Here is an 18,023-nt window from a genome sequence, read left to right on the forward strand (position 1 = left end):
TGCCGCCCCTAGGCCGACGTGCCCGCGGGAGAGGACGCGGCGGCCTTCGCGTCGGGACGCAGTTCGCGGCGCAGGATCTTGCCCACGTTGCTCTTGGGCAGCTCGTCGCGGAACTCCACGAATCGCGGCCGCTTGTAGCCCGTCAGTTTTTCCTTGCACCACTCCTGCACCTGCGCCTCGGTGAGCGACGGGTCTTTCTTCACGACGAACACCTTGACGGCCTCGCCGGAATGTTCGTCGGGCACACCGATCGCCGCGCATTCCAGAACCCCGGGATGCTGCGCCACCGCTGCCTCGACTTCGTTCGGATAGACCTTGAATCCGGACACCGCGATCATGTCCTTCTTGCGGTCCACGATACGCGTGTAGCCCTGCTCGTCCATGATGCCGATGTCGCCGGTGCGGAAAAAGCCGTCGGCGGTCATCGAATGCCGGGTCTCCTCGGGCTTTTGCCAGTAGCCCAGCATCACCTGCGGGCCGCGGATGCCGACTTCGCCGCGTTCACCCAGCGGCACCTCGTTGCCAGCGTCATCGAGAATCGCAACGTCCGTGGATGGCAACGGCAGCCCGATGGATCCGGAATACGCCGTGGCGTTGGTGGGATTGACCGTCGCCACGGGCGAGGTCTCGGACAGCCCATAACCTTCGATCAGCGGCCGGCCGGTGATCTTCAGCCAGCGTTCTGCCACTTGTTGCTGCACGGCCATGCCGCCGCCGAGCGTCAGCCGCAGCCCGGAAAAATCCAGGCGCGCGAAGTCCTCGTTGTGCGCCAGCGCGTTGAACAGCGTATTGACGCCCGGGAATACGTTGACCGGCGTCTTGCGCCAAGCATTGATCAATGAGGGCTGGTCGCGCGGATTGATGATCAGCACGTTGCGCATGCCCGCATGCATGGCATACAGGCCGCACACGGTCATCGCGAACACGTGGTACAGCGGCAGCGCGCTGATGATGGTGAGCTGCTGGTCCGCCAGGTCATGGATGACGGGCTGCGCCACCGCTTCCGTCTGCAGCACATTGGCCACAAGATTGCGGTGCGACAGCATGGCGCCCTTCGGTACGCCCGTGGTCCCGCCGGTGTACTGCAACACCGCCACGTCGTCCATCGAGATGGCCGGGGCGTTGAACGGCATATGCGCGCCCTCGTGCAGCACCTTCGGCAGCAAATGGGCGCCATCGATATGCCACGCAGGAACGATCTTCTTGATGTAGCGTGCGGCCAGGTTGACCAGCGGCGCCTTCAGTCCGCCCAGCAAGTCGCCTGGCCCGGTCACGACAATGTGCTTGAGGTCGCCGCGATCAGCCACCCGCTGCAAGGTGTGCGCAAAGTTTTCCAGGATGACGATGACGGACGCGCCGCTGTCCAGCAGCTGCCGCTGCAGTTCTTCGGCGGTGTAGAGCGGATTGACGTTCACGACAGTCAGGCCGGCGCGCAGCGACCCAAGCATGCACACCAGATAAGCCGGCACGTTGGGCATCATCAGCGCCACCCGGGCGCCCTTGGGCAGGCCCAGATTCTGCAGCCACGCGGCGAACGCGCGGGCGTGCTTGTCCAACTGGGCATACGTCATGTCGCTGCCCATCGCCGTGCATGCGATGCGCGGCGCGTATTGCTTGCAGGCCCGGTCCAGCAAGTCGGTGAGCGAGGAATAATCCTCGGTGGAGATCTCCGCCGGAACGCCTTGGGGATACTGAGCAAGCCACGGACGTGTCATGGTATTTGTCTCCATTAAATTGATTTTTGAATGATGATACCCTGTGTGCGTTCCCCCTATTCCGCCCGAGTTCCCCCATGAAACTCCTTGAACCCATCGTCGCCTGGCACCAGGATATTTCCAAGATCCGACGCGATATCCACGCGCATCCCGAACTGGCCTTCGAAGAATTCCGCACCGCCGATGTCGTGGCGGCCAAGCTCGAGGAATGGGGCATCGAAATCCATCGCGGCCTGGGCGGCACCGGCGTCGTGGGCATCATCCGCGGCAACCAGCCGGGCGATCGCGCGGTGGGCTTGCGCGCCGACATGGATGCCCTGCCCATGCAGGAAGCCAACACGTTCGAGCACGCCAGCAAGAACGAAGGCAAGATGCACGCTTGCGGCCACGACGGCCACACCGCGATGCTGCTGGCGGCCGCGCAATACCTGTCGCAGCACCGCGATTTCGCCGGCACGGTCTATGTCATCTTCCAACCCGCGGAAGAAGGCGGCGGCGGCGCCAAGCGCATGATCGACGACGGCCTGTTCACACGCTTCCCGATGGAAGCGGTGTTCGGCATGCACAACTGGCCCGGCATGAAGCCCGGCCAGTTCGGCCTGACGCCCGGCCCCATCATGGCGTCCAGCAACGAATTCTCGATCGTCATCAAGGGCAAGGGAACCCATGCCGGCATGCCCCATCTGGGCATCGATCCGGTCATGGCGGCCGTGCAGATGGCGCAGTCGCTGCAGACCATCGTCACGCGCAACCGCAATCCGCTGGATGCGGCCGTGCTCAGCATCACCCAGATCCACGCCGGCAGCGCCGACAACGTCGTGCCCAACCACGCCGAACTTCGCGGCACGGTGCGCACCTTCACGCTGGATGTGCTGGACCTGATCGAACGCCGTATGGAAGAAATCGCGCGGCACACCTGCGCGGCCATGGACTGCGAAGTCGAATTCAATTTCCAGCGCAACTATCCGCCCACCATCAACCACCCCGGCGAGGCCGAGTTCTGCGCCGACGTGCTGCGCGACATCGTGGGCGACGCCAACGTCAATGCCAACGTGCAGCCCACCATGGGCGCCGAGGACTTCGCCTTCATGCTGCAAGAGCTGCCGGGCTGTTACGTCTGGATCGGCAATGGCACGGGCGAGCACCGCGACAGCGGCCACGGCCTGGGCCCCTGCATGCTGCACAACGGCAGCTACGACTTCAACGACGACTTGCTGCCGCTGGGCGGCACGTATTGGGTGCAACTGGCGCTCAAGCGTCTGGCCAAACCCTGACGCCGTTTCAGCCGGCGCTGACGCCGCTAGACGGCGTCCTGCGCCCCCACCGCCTGGCACATGGCCAGGAAGCGCCCGGCGGCGCGGGCGGCGGCGTCGGCATGCGGCACCAGGATGCTCAGGGTGCGCGTCAACGGCGTGGGCAATAGGCGCAGCGCCGCCAGCGCGCCGTCCTCGTGCCGCATCGACATGACGGACACGAAGCCCACGCCCAATCCGGCCCGCACCGCCTGCTTCACTCCTTCCACTCCGGCCAGCTCCAGCCCGACCGCCGGCGCCAGCCCGGCGTCGCCAAACGCCCGTTCGACCAGCCGGCGCACGCCGGACCCAGGTTCCCGCATGACCAGCGGCGACTCCGCCAGGTCATGCAACGTGGCCGACCCCTTGCCCGCCAGTGCGTGATCGGCCCGCACGATCGCCACCACTTCGTCCTGTTGCCAGGCGTGCACCGCCGTGTCGGCCGGCAGGCCGGTGGGCACATCCCCTTCAATGAACGCCAGGTCCAGCGCGGGCAGCCGTTCGACGATCTCGCGCGTATTGCCGTCCGACAGATGCAGGCTCACGGCGGGAAACGCATGGCGAAAGTCCGCCACCAAGCGGGGCAGCAGGTAACTGGCGGGTGTGGTGCTGGCGCCCAGCCGCAAGACGCCCGTTTCCAGGCCGCGCCAGGATTCCCGCACCGCTTGCGCCTGCCGGTAGACCTGGCGTAGCTGCCGGGCCTGTTCGGCCAGGCGCTCGCCCGCTTCGGTCAGCGCGATGCCATGTCCGCTGCGCCGGTACAGCGGTTCGCCGAACCACTCCTGCAAGGCGCGCAGTTGGCCGGAGACGGCGGGTTGGGACAAGTGCAGCGATTGGGCCGCCCGGCTGATGTTGCCGCTGTCTGCGACCGCGGCGAAGGTAAGCAGTTGATCGGGCGTCATGGGTGGCGGATATCAGGATTTCCGATATTGATTATTCAAATTGAAGATTTTTCAAATAATACGGCCGGATCTAATATTTCGTCTAGTTATGTAGTTATGCCGAAAAGGCTAGTGATGAACACCACCTCGACCAGCGCCGTTCCCCTCCCCGTCAACACGTCCGCGCCCGCCCCCGCCGCGGCGTCCGCAGCCGCCACCCCGTGGCGGGACAAGCTCAATGGTGTGCTGTTCGTGGGCTTGATGGCGGGCGCGGTGATGCAGCTGGCCGATCTGCCCTATATCCGCCAACTGGGCTTTTCGCCGCTGGTCGTGGGCATCGTCTGCGGCATGTTGTATGGCAATTTCCTGCGGGGCACGATGCCGGCCGACTGGGGCGTCGGCGTGAATTTCACCGCGCGCCGCCTGCTGCGCATCGCGGTCGCCTTTTATGGCCTGAACATCAGCATCCAGCAGATTGCGGCGGTCGGCCTGCCCGGCCTGGCCGTTTCCGTGGCGGTGGTGCTGGGCACCCTGCTGATCGGCACCGTTGTCGGCCAGCGCCTGCTGGGCCTGGACCGCGACACGGCCATGCTGACTGCCGCGGGCAGCGCGATCTGCGGCGCCGCGGCCGTCCTGGCGTTTGAACCGACACTGCGCGCCGCCCCCCACAAGAGCGCCGTGGCGGTGGCCACCGTGGTGCTGTTCGGAACGCTGTCGATGTTCCTGTACCCCGTGTTCTATCACGCGGGGTGGCTGCAGCTGGACACCCAGGCGCTGGGCATCTATATCGGCGGGACCATCCATGAAGTGGCCCAGGTCGTGGGCGCGGCCAGCAATATCGACCCCGCCACGACCGAAGTCGCCACCATTGTCAAGATGACCCGCGTGGCGCTGCTGGTGCCCGTCCTGCTGGTGCTGGGCATGTACCTACGCAGCGCCGCGTCCCACGCCGGCGGCGACGGCAAGGGCGCCAAGCTGCCCATTCCGTGGTTCGCGGTCGGGTTCCTGGCGCTGGCCATCGTCAACTCGCTCAACATCATTCCCGCTGACCTGATCGCCGCCATCCGCCGCCTGGACGTCTTCGCGCTGACCATGGCCATGACCGCGCTGGGCATCGAAACGCGCTTCGCCCAGATCAAGAAGGCCGGCCCGCGGGTGATGGCCCTGGGCTTCATCCTGTACGTCTGGCTGTTGGCTGGCGGCTACGGGATCGTGAAGCTGGCAAGCTGATCGCCCCGCTCGCCGCCGCAGCACGCGTCGGCGAGCCGTCAGCGCACACGCCGCCGCCTCGTTTTTCCTGCATAATCGGCTGGTTCCCTAGCACCGGAGTCGGCCGCATGACCTCCAGCAACAAAACCCCGTTCACGACTCTGCCAGCCAATCGCGACGCCGTATTGCGCGTCATGCCGATGCCGGCCGATGCGAACATCCATGGGGACGTCTTTGGCGGCTGGATCATGGCGCAGGTGGACATCGCCGGATCCATCCCGGCCGCCCGCCGGGCCGCCGGGCGCGTGGCTACCGTGGCGGTCAATGCCTTCCAGTTCAAAGAGCCCGTGTTCGTGGGGGATCTGCTCAGTTTCTACGCATCCATCGTCAAGACGGGCACCACGTCGATCACGGTGTCCGTCGAGGTCTACGCGGAACGCCAGCGCCTGGACGCTGAAGTCGTCAAGGTCACCGAAGCCACGCTGACCTACGTCGCCACCGACGAAGCGCGGCGCAGCCGCCCCCTCCCCACCCTTTGAGCCGTATCGCATGACGCAGTCCGCCGCCGCGCAGAAACCGCCCGCGACGCCCCGCCGCCTCGACCCGGAGGACGCCCAGACCGCCCTGGCGGAAGTCCAGGAGCGCTTGCGCCGCCAGCAGCTGGTGGCCGACCTGGTGCACCGCCAGGAAGAAGGCGACGCCAAGGCCACGCTGGTCGAAGACCTGGTGCATCGCCAGCACGAAGCCGAGCTCAAGACGCTGGTCGACGGCCTGCATCCTGCGGACATCGCCTTCATCCTGGAGTCCCTGCCCAAGGACGAACGCCAGGCCATCTGGAAGCTGGTCAGCCCCGAGCACGACGCGGACGTCCTGCTGGAAGTGGAAGATTGGGTCCGCGAATCGCTGATCGAAGCGATGGACCGCCAGGACCTGGTCGCCGCCACCGAAAGCATGGACGCCGACGAGCTGGCCGACCTGGCGCCCGACCTGCCGCCCGACGTGGTGGCGGAAGTGCAGAAGGGCCTGACCGACGAAGAGCGCGCGCAACTGCTGGAGGCCATGGGCTATCCGGAAGACAGCGTCGGCGCCATCATGGACTTCGAGATGGTCCGCGTGCGCGAAGACGTCACGCTCGAGGTCGTGCTGCGCTACCTGCGCCGTCTGCACGAACTGCCCGACCACACCGACCAGATCTTCGTTGTCGACCGCCAGGACAAGCTGCAAGGCATCCTGCCCCTGTCGCGCCTGTTGGTCAGCGAACCCGAAACCGAAGTCCGCGCAGTCATGAATTCGGACTTCCTGACGCTGAACCCGCTGGATTCCGACGCCGACGCCGCCGGCGCCTTTGAACGCTATGACCTGGTGTCCGCCCCGGTGATGGACGACCAGGGCCGCCTCATCGGCCGCGTCACCATCGCGGACGTGGTGGACGTGATGCGCGAGGACTCGCAGGAACAGGCCCTGTCCCGCGCCGGTCTGCAGGAAGAAGACATCTTCGCGCCCGTCACCACCGCGCTGCGCAACCGCGCGCCCTGGCTGCTGTTCAACCTCTGTACCGCCGCCACGGCCTCGTTCGTGGCATCGCAGTTCGAGGGCACGGTCAGCCATATCGTCATCCTGGCCTTCCTGATGTCGATCGTGGCGGGCATCGGCGGCAACTCCGGCAACCAGACCATGACGCTCATCATCCGGGCGCTCGCCATGGGACGGATCACGGGCCGCAACCTGTGGCAACTCGTCAAGCGCGAGCTCTTCGTCACCCTGCTCGTCGGGCTGTGCGGCAGTGTGGTGGCCGCCCTTTTCGCGTGGGTCATTTCGCGCTCGGTGTCCATCGCGCTGGTGATGATGGCCGCCATGATCTGCAACATGCTGGTCGGCGCGTCCGTCGGCGTGCTGGTTCCCATGGTGCGTGCGCGCTTCGGCAAGGATCCCGCGATGGGGTCTTCGGTCCTGCTGACCTTCGCCACCGACTCGCTGGGATTCTTCATCTTCCTGGGCCTGGCCACGATCTTCCTGCTGTAGCGCCGGCGCCACGGGAATTCGCCGCAATGCGCGGCCGCCTCCCGGCGCGACAGCCGGCTGACAGGGAGGATCAGGGCGACTCCGTTACAGTAACGGAATTGTCATCTTCCCTTCCGGCCCGCAATGACCGCCCGATTTCGCGCCGCGCTGCTGTGTTTGCTGCTGTCCGTTTTCGCCATCCCCGCATATCCCTGCGACGACATGCCGTCGTGGGCCAAGTCGGCCTGCAACCGCATCGACCAGATCTGGACCGAGGGCGGAAACGACCTGTACGTCAGCGGCTATGCCTGGCACAACCGTTCCAAATACAGCGCCGAAAAAATCGCCAGCTTCAATGAACTGGCCTGGGGCGGCGGCTACGGCCGCAGCATCTACGACGAAGACGGCGACTGGCAGGGGCTGTACGCCATGGCGTTCCTGGACTCGCATTCGAAGGTCCAGCCCATCGCCGGCTATGGCTTCCTGAAGATCGGGCAGGTCAGCGATAACTTCCGGTTGGGCGCCGGCTATACGGTGTTTCTGACCGCCCGGCACGACATCATGAGCTACGTGCCCTTCCCGGGCATCCTGCCGTTGGTCAGCGCGGGCTACAAAGACGCGATGCTGTACGCCACGTACATCCCGGGTTCCAGTGGCGCAGGCAACGTGCTGTTCGTATTCGGCCGCTGGCACTTCTAAGCCAGCGCCACACGTCAGAACGCGTGACCCAGCTTGCGCACCAGGTCGCCCAGGCGAAGGTCGTCGATGCCGTGCGCGCGCAGGGCCCGCGCAGTCTCCACCACATAGTCCAGGCAAGGCCCGGAATGTCCGACGGCATTGCGTACTGAAGCCAGCAGGCGGTCATCGCAGATATCGGCCGCATACTCGCGGCAGGCGCGGTTCAGCAGGAACACCAGCCCACGCACCGGCGCCGCATCGGTATGGCAGGTCAGCCAGCGCGGGCTGTACGCGCCCGTCACCATTTCCCGGCGCCACAACGTCTGGAATACCGCGGGCACGTCGCAAGCCGCGACCTGGAAAGCGACGCCGCGGCAGCAGCCGCCACGGTCCAGTCCGAAAACGAGTCCGGGATTGTCCGGCGACCCTCGATGGTCGTGCGACCACAGGCACAGCGATCGGTGATAACCGCGCACGGTGGCCAGGCGCCTTTCGCGCCAGGCAAAGCCGGGGTGCCAGATGAGGGAACCGTAGGCGAACACCCACAGGTCGTCGACGCCATTCCAGCCGGCCAGAAGATCATCCACCGAAACCGCTTGCCGCGATTTGTCCAAACCGGCGCAGCCGGCGGGCACTGCCAACGACATAGGGGCCTCTGATATCCCGGTTCATTCCAAGGCTGGAGTGATCGATATCCTACGCCGCCGCCCGCGCAAAAGAATTGCGAGATTGACCCGTCGCAACGGGCTGAAAGAAATTTGCATCCGCGACGAAGGCGGTCCGGGGAAAAAAATTCCGCGTCGGCGCCTACACCGCCCCCAAGGGCAATTCCGTGGTGCTTTTGATGACTTCCATCGAGAAGCTGGCGCTGACGTCCAGCAAGTCCACCGCGCCGATCAGCCGGCGATAGAAGCGGTCATAGGCCGCCATGTCCTCGACCACGACCTTCAGCAGGTAATCGACGTCGCCCGCCATGCGGTGGAACTCGACAACATTGGGCAGCGCCATCACGGCGTTGATCAGGCTCTGCGTCCATTTTTCGTTGTGCTGACTGGTCCGGATGGACACGAACACCGTCAGGTTGAGACCAAGCGCGCGAGGATCCAGCAGAATCGCATTGCGCGCGATGACGCCATCGTCCTTCAGTTTCTGGATGCGTCGCCAGCAGGGCGTCACGGACAGGTTCACCTGTTCCGCGACTTCAGCGACCGAACACGTGGCGTCCTTTTGCAGCAGCGCCAATATTTTGATGTCCGTCTGGTCCATGGGTTTCCTTCCCGCGATGACGAGCCAATCTTGCCTTCAACGCCGGCCTCTCGTCCAGCAGGCCGGGGCCGGACTGCGATCAATAAGTCCCGGGATAGCCGCCGCCGTCGATCAGCAGATTCTGGCCCGTCATGTAGCCGGCATGCGCGGAACAGACATAGGCGCACAGGGCGCCCAATTCCTCGGGTTGGCCGTAACGGCCCGCGGGGTTGCTGCGCGCGCGCTCGTCCCAGAGCTGCTCGAACGTTTTCCCGGTCTGCTCCAGCATGCCTTGAATGTGCCTGGCCTGCGCGTCGGTGGCGAAAGCGCCGGGCAGCAGGTTGTTGATGGTGACGTTATGGCGCACGGTCTGGCGCGCCAAGCCGCCGACGAAGCCGATCAAGCCGGATCGCGCGCCGTTGGACAAGCCCAGTTCGGCATGCGGGGCCTTTACGCTGCGCGAAACGATGTTCACGATCCGGCCGAAGCGCCGCTCGACCATCCCGTCCACCACCCGGCGGATCATGTCGATCGGGCCCAGCATCATGGCGTCCAGCGCCGCGATCCAGTCTTCGCGCGACCAGTCCCGAAAGTCGCCCGGCAGCGGGCCGTCGGCGTTATTGACGAGGATATCGGGATGCGGGCAGGCCGCGATGGCCGCGTCCCGTCCCTGCGGCAGGGTCAGGTCGGCCGATACCCAGCCCACGCCGACGCCGGTTTCTTGGGATATCTCGGCCGCAGCCTGCTCCAGCGTCTGCGGATTGCGCGCCGCGATCGTCACCGCCACGCCCTCCCGCGCCAGTTGCAGCGCGCAGGCCCGGCCCATGCCGCGGCTGCCGCCAAACACCAGTGCCTGCTTGCCCCTGATCCCGAGATCCATGCCCGCCCCTTTTGCCGACGCGTTGATGGCGGCAAGCCCCGGCGGCTTCCGCTCAGAAGCGGACCAGTATAGGAGCGCGCCTGGGCGGGATGGAATTTTTTTCTAATCCGCCGCGCGATGCCGCCATATTTGGCAAAGGCATTCCAGGCGCGAACCCGTAGCATGAAAGCTTGCCTCCAGGAGGTATGCCATGGCCCACGAACCGTCTGACCAGCCCGACCTGCAATCCCTGTGCGAGTCGGTGCTGGCCGCCCAGATGAACGCCGCGCGCGCCCTGCTGCGGGATCTGGCCAGCAGCGTCGCCAACGCCGGCGACATGCTGCAGAGCCTGCCGCCGGAGCTGCGCGCCGGCCGCGCCGATACCTACACCCGCCATATCGCCTATGCCGACCCGCATGGCGCGTTCACCATCGCGTACCTGATCTGGCGGCCCGGGCAGTTCAGCCCGGTCCACGGGCACAAGACCTGGTGCACGTACCAGGTGCTGCAGGGCGAACTGACCGAAACCCACTACCGCTGGAACCCGGACGCAGCCGTCGCCGTGCCCTGCGGCCAGGCCGTGCGGCGTCCCGGCGAGATCGTCACCGCCTCGCAGGGCCTGCGCCACATCCATCGCCTGGGCAACGGCGGCGCACGCGTCGCCGTGTCGCTGCATATCTATGGCGTGGATCAGGCGGACCTGTGCACCGGCGTCAATCACCTGGTCGATGCTGCCGGCCCGCTTTGATTGCGCAATCAAAAAAAGGGGCCCGCATCGGGCCCCTTTTGGCGTCGGCGCGACGGGCGCGTCAACCCATCCACTGGCTGACGGGCGCCGCGGCGTCCTGCAGCGGCTGAGCCACCACATCGATCAGCGCAGGACCGTCGTGCTCCATCGCGGCCTTGATCGCGGCGTCCAGCTTGGCGGGATCCTCGACGCGCCAGGCTTTCACCCCGTAGGCCTCGGCGATGCGCGCATGGTCGGTGCGGTCGAAATCCACGCTGTAGTAACGCTTGTCGTAGCCCGCCTTCTGGCTGGCCTTGATCCAGCCGTAGACCGAATTCGAGAACACGACCATCAACAGCGGCGCCTTGTGACGCACGATGGTTTCCAGTTCGCCGACGGTGAAGCCGAAGCTGCCGTCGCCCATCACGGACACGCACTTGGACTGCGGCCGGCCCACCCACGCACCCAGCGCCGCGGACATCGAAAAGCCCAGCGCGCCGTGGGCGCGGTTGGTGATGAAATGGCGGCCGGGGCGCGAGACATCGTAGTACGCCGAAAAATACGGACAAGGCGTGCCGGGGTCCGCGCAAACCACCGCGTCGTCGGGCAGCAGCCGGTTCAGCGACTGCACCACGCGTTCCGGGCGGATGGGAGCATCCAGGCTGTTGGCCAGCGGTTCCAGCTGCGCGCGGCGCGCCGCCTTGGCGCGACCCGCCAGCACCGCGCCGTCCGTCGCGTCCGACGGCCGGTGCGCCAGACGGTCCCGCACCTCGGCGCCCAGCGCCTCCAGCGCAAGCTTCGCGTCGCCCACCAGACCGACTTCGGTCAGGTAGTTGGCGCCGATCACCATCGGATCGATATCGATGTGCAGGATCGGCACGTCTCGGTTCGGGAAGCGCCAGTGCTCGGTCGACGTCGACCCCGCGCGGCAGCCCACGAAGAGCACCACGTCGGCGGCCGCGACCACGTCGCGCGTGGCCATCACGCCGCCGTTCGAGCCCACCACACCCGCATTCAGCGGATGCGTGTCGGCCAGGCTGCCCTGGCCGCTTACCGTCACGCAGACGGCGGCCTTCAATGACTCGGCCAGGTCCTGCAACGCGCCGCAGGCCCCGCCGATGACGACGCCGCCGCCGCAAATGATCACCGGCGTGCGAGCCGCCACCAGGCGTTGCGCGGCGCGCGCGACGTCGGCGGGATCGGGCGCGAAGCGCATGGCCGGGAAGCAGCCATGTTCGGGCTGCGCCCAGACATCCGACGCATCCACCTGCTGCTTCATCACGTCATACGGAAAACACAGGTGCGCCGAGCCGGGCTTGCCGGTGGTCATGGCGCGGAAGGCCGCGCGCACCATGCCCGGAATCTGGTCGGCGCGGTCGATCGTGCGGTTCCATTTGGTCAGCGGGCGATACAGCGCTTCCTGGTCCAGCTCGGTCAGCGGGTACTTGCCCCGCGAACCCACCGCCACGTCGGAGGTGATCCCCAGAACGGGAATCGACGATTCGTTCGCCTCGACAAGGCCTGGCAGCAGATAGGTCGCGCCCCCGCCACTGGGGCCTTCGCAAACACCGACCTTGCCGGTGACGCGCGCATAGGCGTCCGCCATGTAGCCGGCGCTGCGCTCATCGCGGGTCAGGATGTGCTGCATGCCGTGGTCCAGGCGATACAGCGCATCGTAGAACGGCAGCGTCGTGTCGCCGCACAAGCCAAAAATATGTTTGACGCCGTTGTGCTGCAGCATCCGCACCATGGCTTCGGCGCCGTTCATGTTTTCCATGTCTTCTCCACGTGTTTCACGGTTCGCACCGTGCGGTGCATGGCCGCCCGGCTCACTGCCGCTCAGTTATCCAGATTGATGTTGCTGCTCTTGATGAAGGCGCTCCAGCGGTCGTACTCGGACTTCACGTACGCATCCAGTGCGGGACCATCGGACGCCACGATCTCGAAGCCTGCTTCCGTGATCTTCTTCTTGATCTCGGGATCGGCCAGAACAGTCTGGAAGTCGTTGGTCAGCTTCTTCACCGTGGCCTCGGGCGTGCCCTTGGGCGCGAACATGCCGCTCCACGAATAAGCGACGAAGCCCGGGAAGCCGGACTCGGCCACCGTCGGCACGTTGGGCAGCTCGGGCAGACGCTTCTCGCCGGCCACGGCCAGCGGCTTGATCTTGCCTGCCTGGATCTGACCGCGCAGCGCCGCGAAGCTCAGCCACGTCATGTTGGCCTGCCCGCCCACCACGGCCTGGATGGCCGGGCCACCGCCGCCATACGGCACGTGCAGCAGCTCAACCTTGGAGAGCCGCTTCAGCTCTTCCGGCGCCAGGTGGTTCAACGAACCTACGCCGGTCGATGCATAGTTGAACTTGTTGGCTGGCTGCTTGGCGGCAGCGGCCAGGAACTCCTTCAGGTTGTCCCCAGGCACGCCCGGGTTCGCGCCGATCACCAGCGGGAACCGCACCGTCTGGCCGATGGCGACGAAGTCCTTGAAGGTGTCGTAGGGCAGCTTCGGCTTCACCGCGGGATTGATGCCGTGGTTGTCGAAGCTGACCAGCAGCGTATTGCCGTCAGGCTCCGCGCGCGCCACGAAAGCCGTGGCGATCTGGCTGGCGGCGCCCGGGCGGTTCTCGACCACTACCGGGCGGCCACCCATCTGCTGCGACAGGCGCGGCTGCAGAATGCGCGCCAGGATGTCGGTACTGCCGCCCGGCGGGTAGGGCACGACAAGCACCAGCGGCCGTTCCTCGGCGACGGCCGGCGCGGCGACGAAGGCGCCGCCTGCCGCAGCCAGCGTGCAAACCGCTGCCAGTACCCGCTTGATCGTGTGGTTCATCTGATTTCCCCTGCTGTTGTGGTGTTGGCCGGTGTTGCGGTGACGGGTTCGGCCTGGTCCCGCATGTAAATCGTTGAATAGCCCGTGCGTATCACGTCGGTGATCTGATCCAGCCGACGGCCGATATGGGCGCTGATCAGGGCGGGCAAGGCGTCGATGTCGCGGCGCTCCAGCGCCTGCACGATGCGCAGGTGTTCGCCTTGCGTATGACCGCGCCGGCCCTGCTGCATGTCGATCCAGCGCACGAAGTGGATGCGCGCATTGACGCTTTCCAAGGCGCGCACGAATTCGTCGTTGCGGGAATAGCGTGCAAGCGCCAGGTGAAAAGCTTCGTCCAGTTCCAGGAGCCGCGCGGCGTCGCTGTCTTCCGGCTCGTCGCGCGAGTGCTCGACGAACGCGCGCAGGCTGGCCAGTTCTTCGTCCGTGGCGCGCTCGCAGGCGGCGCGCACGATGCCGGCTTCCAGCACGGCGCGGTATTCGTAAAGACTGTGGATCTGCTTGGCGTCCAGCAGGCGAGCGATGAATCCGCGATTGACGGCGCGAGTCAAGAAGCCCTCGACCATGAGCTGGTTGAGAACTTCGCGCAGCGGCGTGCGGCTGACGTTGAGCCGGCGCGCAAGTTCGACCTCGTTGATGCGTTCGCCCGGCTTGAATTCAAAACGCACGGCCATCGCCTTGACCGCGCCGTAAAGCTCGGCCTGCCCTGCCGACGTGCGGGCCGCGCGGGCTACGGGTCGGATTGCAGTTTGCAAAAGCGTCATGCGGGATCGCCTGGGATCGTTTCCACCTGTAAGTGAAGTGCATACTAAAGTGCATACACTTTGAACGGCAACTCGGGTTTGCCCGCAGGCGCTCCCATGCGCGTCGCGCGGCGCCGCAGGAAACGAGCGAAAAAAAGCCGGCCTTTTGACGGCCGGCCGGGATGCATGCGCCAAGCGCCGATTACAGGCCGGTGTCGAGCGTGTAGTGGGCGCCGTCACGGTTTTCCAGCGTCAGCGAGGAAAGCACGGGCGTCTGGGCGGCAGCGTTCGGTTGCACGTGGATGCGCAGGTTCGCCAGGGGAACGTCCCAGCCGCCGCTGTCGGCTTCGGCGGCGACGCCCGCCACCAGCGCCAGACGTTCGGCAACCCCGCGAGCGTCGGCCGCGCGCGCATCGATGCGATGCAGGCTGCGAGCGCCGTTGGGGTGCGCCATCAGTTCCGGAGACCAGACGCACTCGGGCGTCAGGTGACGGCAAAAGTACATGCGGATGCCGGGCAGCGGTTGCTCGGCAAAGCGCACGGTATGAAAACGGGCCTGGACTTCCTGCCCGTCCAGCATGGCGGGACGGGTGAGCTCTTGCACGGGATTCACGGCAAAGCCCGCGTCGCGCAGCCGCGTGTAGGTGGCTTCGGCGTCGTAGGTGCGGAACACCAGCGCTTCCAGTCCGAACGGCGAATCGGCGATTTCCTTGCGCGCGGGCGGCGCGCCCGGGGGCCAACCCAGCAATTCGACATACGTGCCTTCCAGCACGATCAGGCGATTGCACGACCCCAGGTTGTGCACGGCCTTGTCGCTCAGGTGGAAACCCTGGCGCTCGTAACGAGGCGCCAGCGCATCCAAGCGGTCGCGCACCATGACGACGGCGTGGTCGAATTCAGTGCGGCCGACGGAATGCAGCATGGCTAACCTCTTTTATCAGACCAATCAGACCAGCTTGCCGTGGCACTGCTTGTACTTCTTGCCGCTGCCGCACGGGCACGGATCGTTGCGACCGACCTTGGGCAGGGCGTTGCGCGCCGGCTGCGCGCCCGTTTCCTGCGCATTGGAAGCCAGCGCCTCGTCGTAGTCGGAGTGGTGGTACTGCACGTTCTGCACATGCGACTGCGCCGCTTCGGCCTCGGCCTGTTCGACCTGCTCCGACGACTGCACGCGCACCGTCATCAGCACGCGAACGACGTCGTCGCGGACGCGATCCAGCATGCCCGAGAACAGTTCGAAGGCCTCGCGCTTGTATTCCTGCTTGGGATTCTTCTGCGCATAACCGCGCAGATGAATGCCCTGGCGCAGATAGTCCAGCGCCGACAGGTGTTCACGCCAGTGCGTATCGATCGCCTGCAACATGATCGAACGTTCGAATTGCGACCACGATTCGACGCCGACCTGGTCGACCTTGGCCTGGTACGCCTCGCGCGCCGCGGCCACCACGCGTTCGCGCAGTTCTTCGTCGTTCAGGTTGGGTTCCTTTTCCAGCATCTCGGTCAGGGGCAGATGCAGGTGCCAGTCGGCTTCCAGCGCCTTTTGCAGGGCCGGGATGTCCCACTGTTCTTCCACCGATTCCGGCGGCACGTAGGTGTTGAACATCTCGGTCACGGCGGCATCGCGCAGGTTCTGCACGGTGGCGCCGACGCTGGCGGCTTCCAGCACGTCATTGCGCTGCGAATACAGCACCTTGCGCTGGTCGTTGGAGACGTCGTCGTATTCCAGCAGTTGCTTGCGGATGTCGAAGTTGCGGCCTTCCACCTTGCGCTGCGCGGTCTCGATCGAACGCGTCACCATGCCGGCCTCGATGGGCTCGCCCTCGGGCAGCTTCAGGCGTTCCATGATGGCGCGCACGCGGTCGCCCGCGAAGATGCGCATCAGCGAATCTTCCAGCGACAGGTAGAAGCGGGACGAGCCCGGATCGCCCTGGCGGCCAGCACGGCCACGCAGCTGGTTGTCGATGCGGCGCGATTCGTGGCGTTCGGTGCCGATGATGCGCAGGCCGCCGGCGGCCTTGACCTGTTCGTTCAGCGGCTTCCATTCCGCGCGCACCTTTTCGATGCGAGCGGCCTTCTCCGCTTCGGTCAGCGACTCGTCCGCGCGGATCAGGTCGACCTGCTTGTCGACGCTGCCGCCCAGCACGATGTCGGTGCCGCGACCCGCCATGTTGGTGGCGATGGTGATGTGGCCCGGCTTGCCGGCTTCGGCCACGATTTCAGCTTCGCGGGCGTGCTGCTTGGCGTTCAGCACTTCGTGCGGCAGCTTGGCTTTCTTCAGCAGGCCGGACAGCAGCTCGGAGTTTTCGATGCTGGTGGTGCCCACCAGCACGGGCTGGCCGCGCTCGTGGCAATCACGGATGTCTTCCAGGATGGCGTTGTACTTCTCGCCATCGGTCTTGAAGACCTGGTCGTTCTGGTCCTTGCGGACCATCGGCTTGTTGGTCGGGATGATGACCGTCTCGAGCCCGTAGATTTCCTGGAACTCGTATGCTTCCGTGTCGGCCGTGCCGGTCATGCCGGACAGCTTTTCGTACATGCGGAAGTAGTTCTGGAACGTGATCGACGCCAGCGTCTGGTTTTCGTGCTGGATCTTCACGCCTTCCTTGGCTTCGACGGCCTGGTGCAGGCCGTCGGACCAGCGGCGGCCCACCATGAGGCGGCCCGTGAATTCGTCCACGATCACCACTTCGCCTTCCTGCACGACGTACTGCTGGTCGCGGAAGAACAGGGTGTTGGCGCGCAGGGCCACCATCAGGTGGTGCATCAGCGCGATATGGCGCGGGTCGTACAGGGATTCGCCTTCCGGCAGGATGCCCAGACGGCCCAGGATGCCTTCGGCGTTTTCGTGACCGGCTTCCGACAGGTAGACCTGCTGGCTCTTTTCGTCGACCCAGTAGTCGCCTTCGGGTTCCGGCTCCTGCGGCTTCGGCTCGCTGGCCATGCGCTTGAGCAGCGGCGGCACCGCGTTCATGCGGACGTAGAGCTCGGTGTGGTCTTCGGCCTGGCCGGAGATGATCAGCGGCGTGCGGGCTTCGTCGATCAGGATCGAGTCCACTTCGTCGACGATGGCGTAGAACAGCGCGCGCTGGCGGCGGTCCTCAACACGGTATTCCATGTTGTCGCGCAGGTAGTCGAAACCGAATTCGTTGTTGGTGCCGTAAGTGATGTCGGCGGCGTACGCGGCCTTCTTCTCTTCGTTCGGCTGCTGCGGCACGACCACGCCGGTGCTCAGGCCCAGGAAGTGGTACAGGCGCCCCATCCATTCGGCGTCGCGGCGAGCCAGGTAATCGTTCACCGTGACCACGTGCACGCCCTTGCCGGCGATGGCGTTCAGGTAGACGGGCAGCGTGGCCATGAGCGTCTTGCCTTCGCCGGTGCGCATTTCGGCGATCTTGCCGCTGTGCAGGGCGATACCGCCCAGCATCTGCACATCGAAGTGGCGCATGCCGAACACCCGCTTGCCCGCTTCGCGCACGACGGCGAAGGCTTCGGGAAGCAGGTCGTCCAGGGACGTGCCCTGGGCGTGGCGGGAACGGAATTCCTCGGTTTTGGCCGCCAACTCCGTGTCGGAGAGCGCGGAGATCTTGGGTTCGAGCCCGTTGATCTGGGTTACCAGCTTGCGATACTGCTTAAGCAGCCGGTCGTTGCGGCTGCCTATGAGTTTTTTGAGCAGAGAAACCATGCGTATGTCGGCCGCACGAGCTACGCCGCGCCGGAAAGCGCGCGGGGCTTCACCCGTGACTTGATGTTATTGGTTGAGCGGGGGTCCGCCGGGAAACGAACCAGTTTAACGCACCTGGCGCGTAATAGCCTGGACCTATGACCAGGGTAGCACTGTTGACCGATTTGA

The 18,023-nt window shown here is 65.6% G+C and carries 16 protein-coding genes; 6 read left to right on the top strand and 10 right to left on the bottom strand.

Going from position 1 to position 18,023, the window contains the following annotated elements:
• Positions 1-8: 8 nt before the first annotated feature.
• On the bottom strand, positions 9-1,715 hold the full coding sequence (locus RT614_RS25125; protein WP_313624900.1) for an AMP-binding protein: 1,707 nt from the start codon (positions 1,713-1,715) through the stop codon (positions 9-11).
• Between the two features lie 77 nt (positions 1,716-1,792).
• Between RT614_RS25125 and RT614_RS25130 the strand changes: the two genes are divergently transcribed.
• Positions 1,793-2,989: a M20 aminoacylase family protein gene (locus RT614_RS25130; protein ID WP_313624902.1), complete on the top strand. Its 1,197-nt coding sequence runs from the start codon at positions 1,793-1,795 to the stop codon at positions 2,987-2,989.
• Positions 2,990-3,015: 26 nt separating this feature from the next.
• Here the strand turns inward: RT614_RS25130 and RT614_RS25135 are convergent, their stop codons facing one another.
• Entirely contained in the window at positions 3,016-3,909 is an 894-nt protein-coding gene (locus RT614_RS25135) for a LysR family transcriptional regulator (RefSeq protein ID WP_313624904.1), read from the bottom strand.
• 114 nt (positions 3,910-4,023) lie between these two features.
• On the opposite strand from RT614_RS25135, the gene RT614_RS25140 reads away from it, so the two are divergent.
• The 4 genes from RT614_RS25140 to pagP all read left to right on the top strand — a co-directional run bounded on the left by RT614_RS25140 (position 4,024) and on the right by pagP (position 7,797).
• Positions 4,024-5,118, top strand: coding sequence for a YeiH family protein (locus RT614_RS25140; protein ID WP_313624906.1), 1,095 nt, complete (start codon positions 4,024-4,026; stop codon positions 5,116-5,118).
• 107 nt (positions 5,119-5,225) lie between these two features.
• On the top strand, positions 5,226-5,636 hold the full coding sequence (locus RT614_RS25145) for an acyl-CoA thioesterase (protein ID WP_313624908.1): 411 nt from the start codon (positions 5,226-5,228) through the stop codon (positions 5,634-5,636).
• A 10-nt stretch (positions 5,637-5,646) separates the two neighbouring features.
• Positions 5,647-7,119 (top strand): magnesium transporter, encoded by a 1,473-nt coding sequence (mgtE, locus tag RT614_RS25150; RefSeq protein WP_313624910.1) that lies wholly within the window; start codon positions 5,647-5,649, stop codon positions 7,117-7,119.
• A 123-nt stretch (positions 7,120-7,242) separates the two neighbouring features.
• Positions 7,243-7,797, top strand: a complete 555-nt coding sequence (pagP, locus tag RT614_RS25155; protein WP_313624912.1) for a lipid IV(A) palmitoyltransferase PagP — start codon at positions 7,243-7,245, stop codon at positions 7,795-7,797.
• 14 nt (positions 7,798-7,811) lie between these two features.
• Here the strand turns inward: pagP and RT614_RS25160 are convergent, their stop codons facing one another.
• From RT614_RS25160 to RT614_RS25170, 3 genes are all read right to left on the bottom strand, one after another.
• Positions 7,812-8,423: a gamma-glutamylcyclotransferase gene (locus tag RT614_RS25160; protein WP_313624914.1), complete on the bottom strand. Its 612-nt coding sequence runs from the start codon at positions 8,421-8,423 to the stop codon at positions 7,812-7,814.
• A 160-nt stretch (positions 8,424-8,583) separates the two neighbouring features.
• Positions 8,584-9,042, bottom strand: a complete 459-nt coding sequence (locus RT614_RS25165; RefSeq protein ID WP_313624916.1) for an Lrp/AsnC family transcriptional regulator — start codon at positions 9,040-9,042, stop codon at positions 8,584-8,586.
• 79 nt (positions 9,043-9,121) lie between these two features.
• The gene (locus RT614_RS25170; protein WP_313624918.1) at positions 9,122-9,901 is read right to left on the bottom strand and encodes an SDR family oxidoreductase; all 780 of its coding nucleotides are present in this window, start codon (positions 9,899-9,901) and stop codon (positions 9,122-9,124) included.
• Positions 9,902-10,091: 190 nt separating this feature from the next.
• Between RT614_RS25170 and RT614_RS25175 the strand changes: the two genes are divergently transcribed.
• Complete coding sequence (locus tag RT614_RS25175; RefSeq protein WP_313624920.1) at positions 10,092-10,628, top strand: cysteine dioxygenase family protein; 537 nt, start codon at positions 10,092-10,094, stop codon at positions 10,626-10,628.
• A 61-nt stretch (positions 10,629-10,689) separates the two neighbouring features.
• Here RT614_RS25175 and RT614_RS25180 read toward each other — a convergent pair whose 3' ends face one another.
• The 5 genes from RT614_RS25180 to secA form a co-directional block, all read right to left on the bottom strand.
• Positions 10,690-12,384: a thiamine pyrophosphate-binding protein gene (locus RT614_RS25180; protein WP_313624922.1), complete on the bottom strand. Its 1,695-nt coding sequence runs from the start codon at positions 12,382-12,384 to the stop codon at positions 10,690-10,692.
• Between the two features lie 62 nt (positions 12,385-12,446).
• Positions 12,447-13,433 (bottom strand): tripartite tricarboxylate transporter substrate binding protein, encoded by a 987-nt coding sequence (locus tag RT614_RS25185; RefSeq protein ID WP_313624924.1) that lies wholly within the window; start codon positions 13,431-13,433, stop codon positions 12,447-12,449.
• On the bottom strand, positions 13,430-14,194 hold the full coding sequence (locus RT614_RS25190) for a GntR family transcriptional regulator (protein ID WP_313624926.1): 765 nt from the start codon (positions 14,192-14,194) through the stop codon (positions 13,430-13,432). Before RT614_RS25190 ends, RT614_RS25185 begins: the two co-directional genes overlap by 4 nt.
• A gap of 181 nt (positions 14,195-14,375) precedes the next feature.
• Positions 14,376-15,095: a VOC family protein gene (locus RT614_RS25195; protein WP_313624928.1), complete on the bottom strand. Its 720-nt coding sequence runs from the start codon at positions 15,093-15,095 to the stop codon at positions 14,376-14,378.
• Positions 15,096-15,119: 24 nt separating this feature from the next.
• A complete protein-coding gene (gene secA, locus RT614_RS25200; protein ID WP_313624930.1) occupies positions 15,120-17,855 on the bottom strand; it encodes a preprotein translocase subunit SecA in 2,736 nt (911 codons plus the stop codon).
• Positions 17,856-18,023 lie beyond the last annotated feature (168 nt).

It is taken from the genome of Achromobacter sp., assembly GCF_032102605.1.
Taxonomy (GTDB): domain Bacteria; phylum Pseudomonadota; class Gammaproteobacteria; order Burkholderiales; family Burkholderiaceae_B; genus Achromobacter.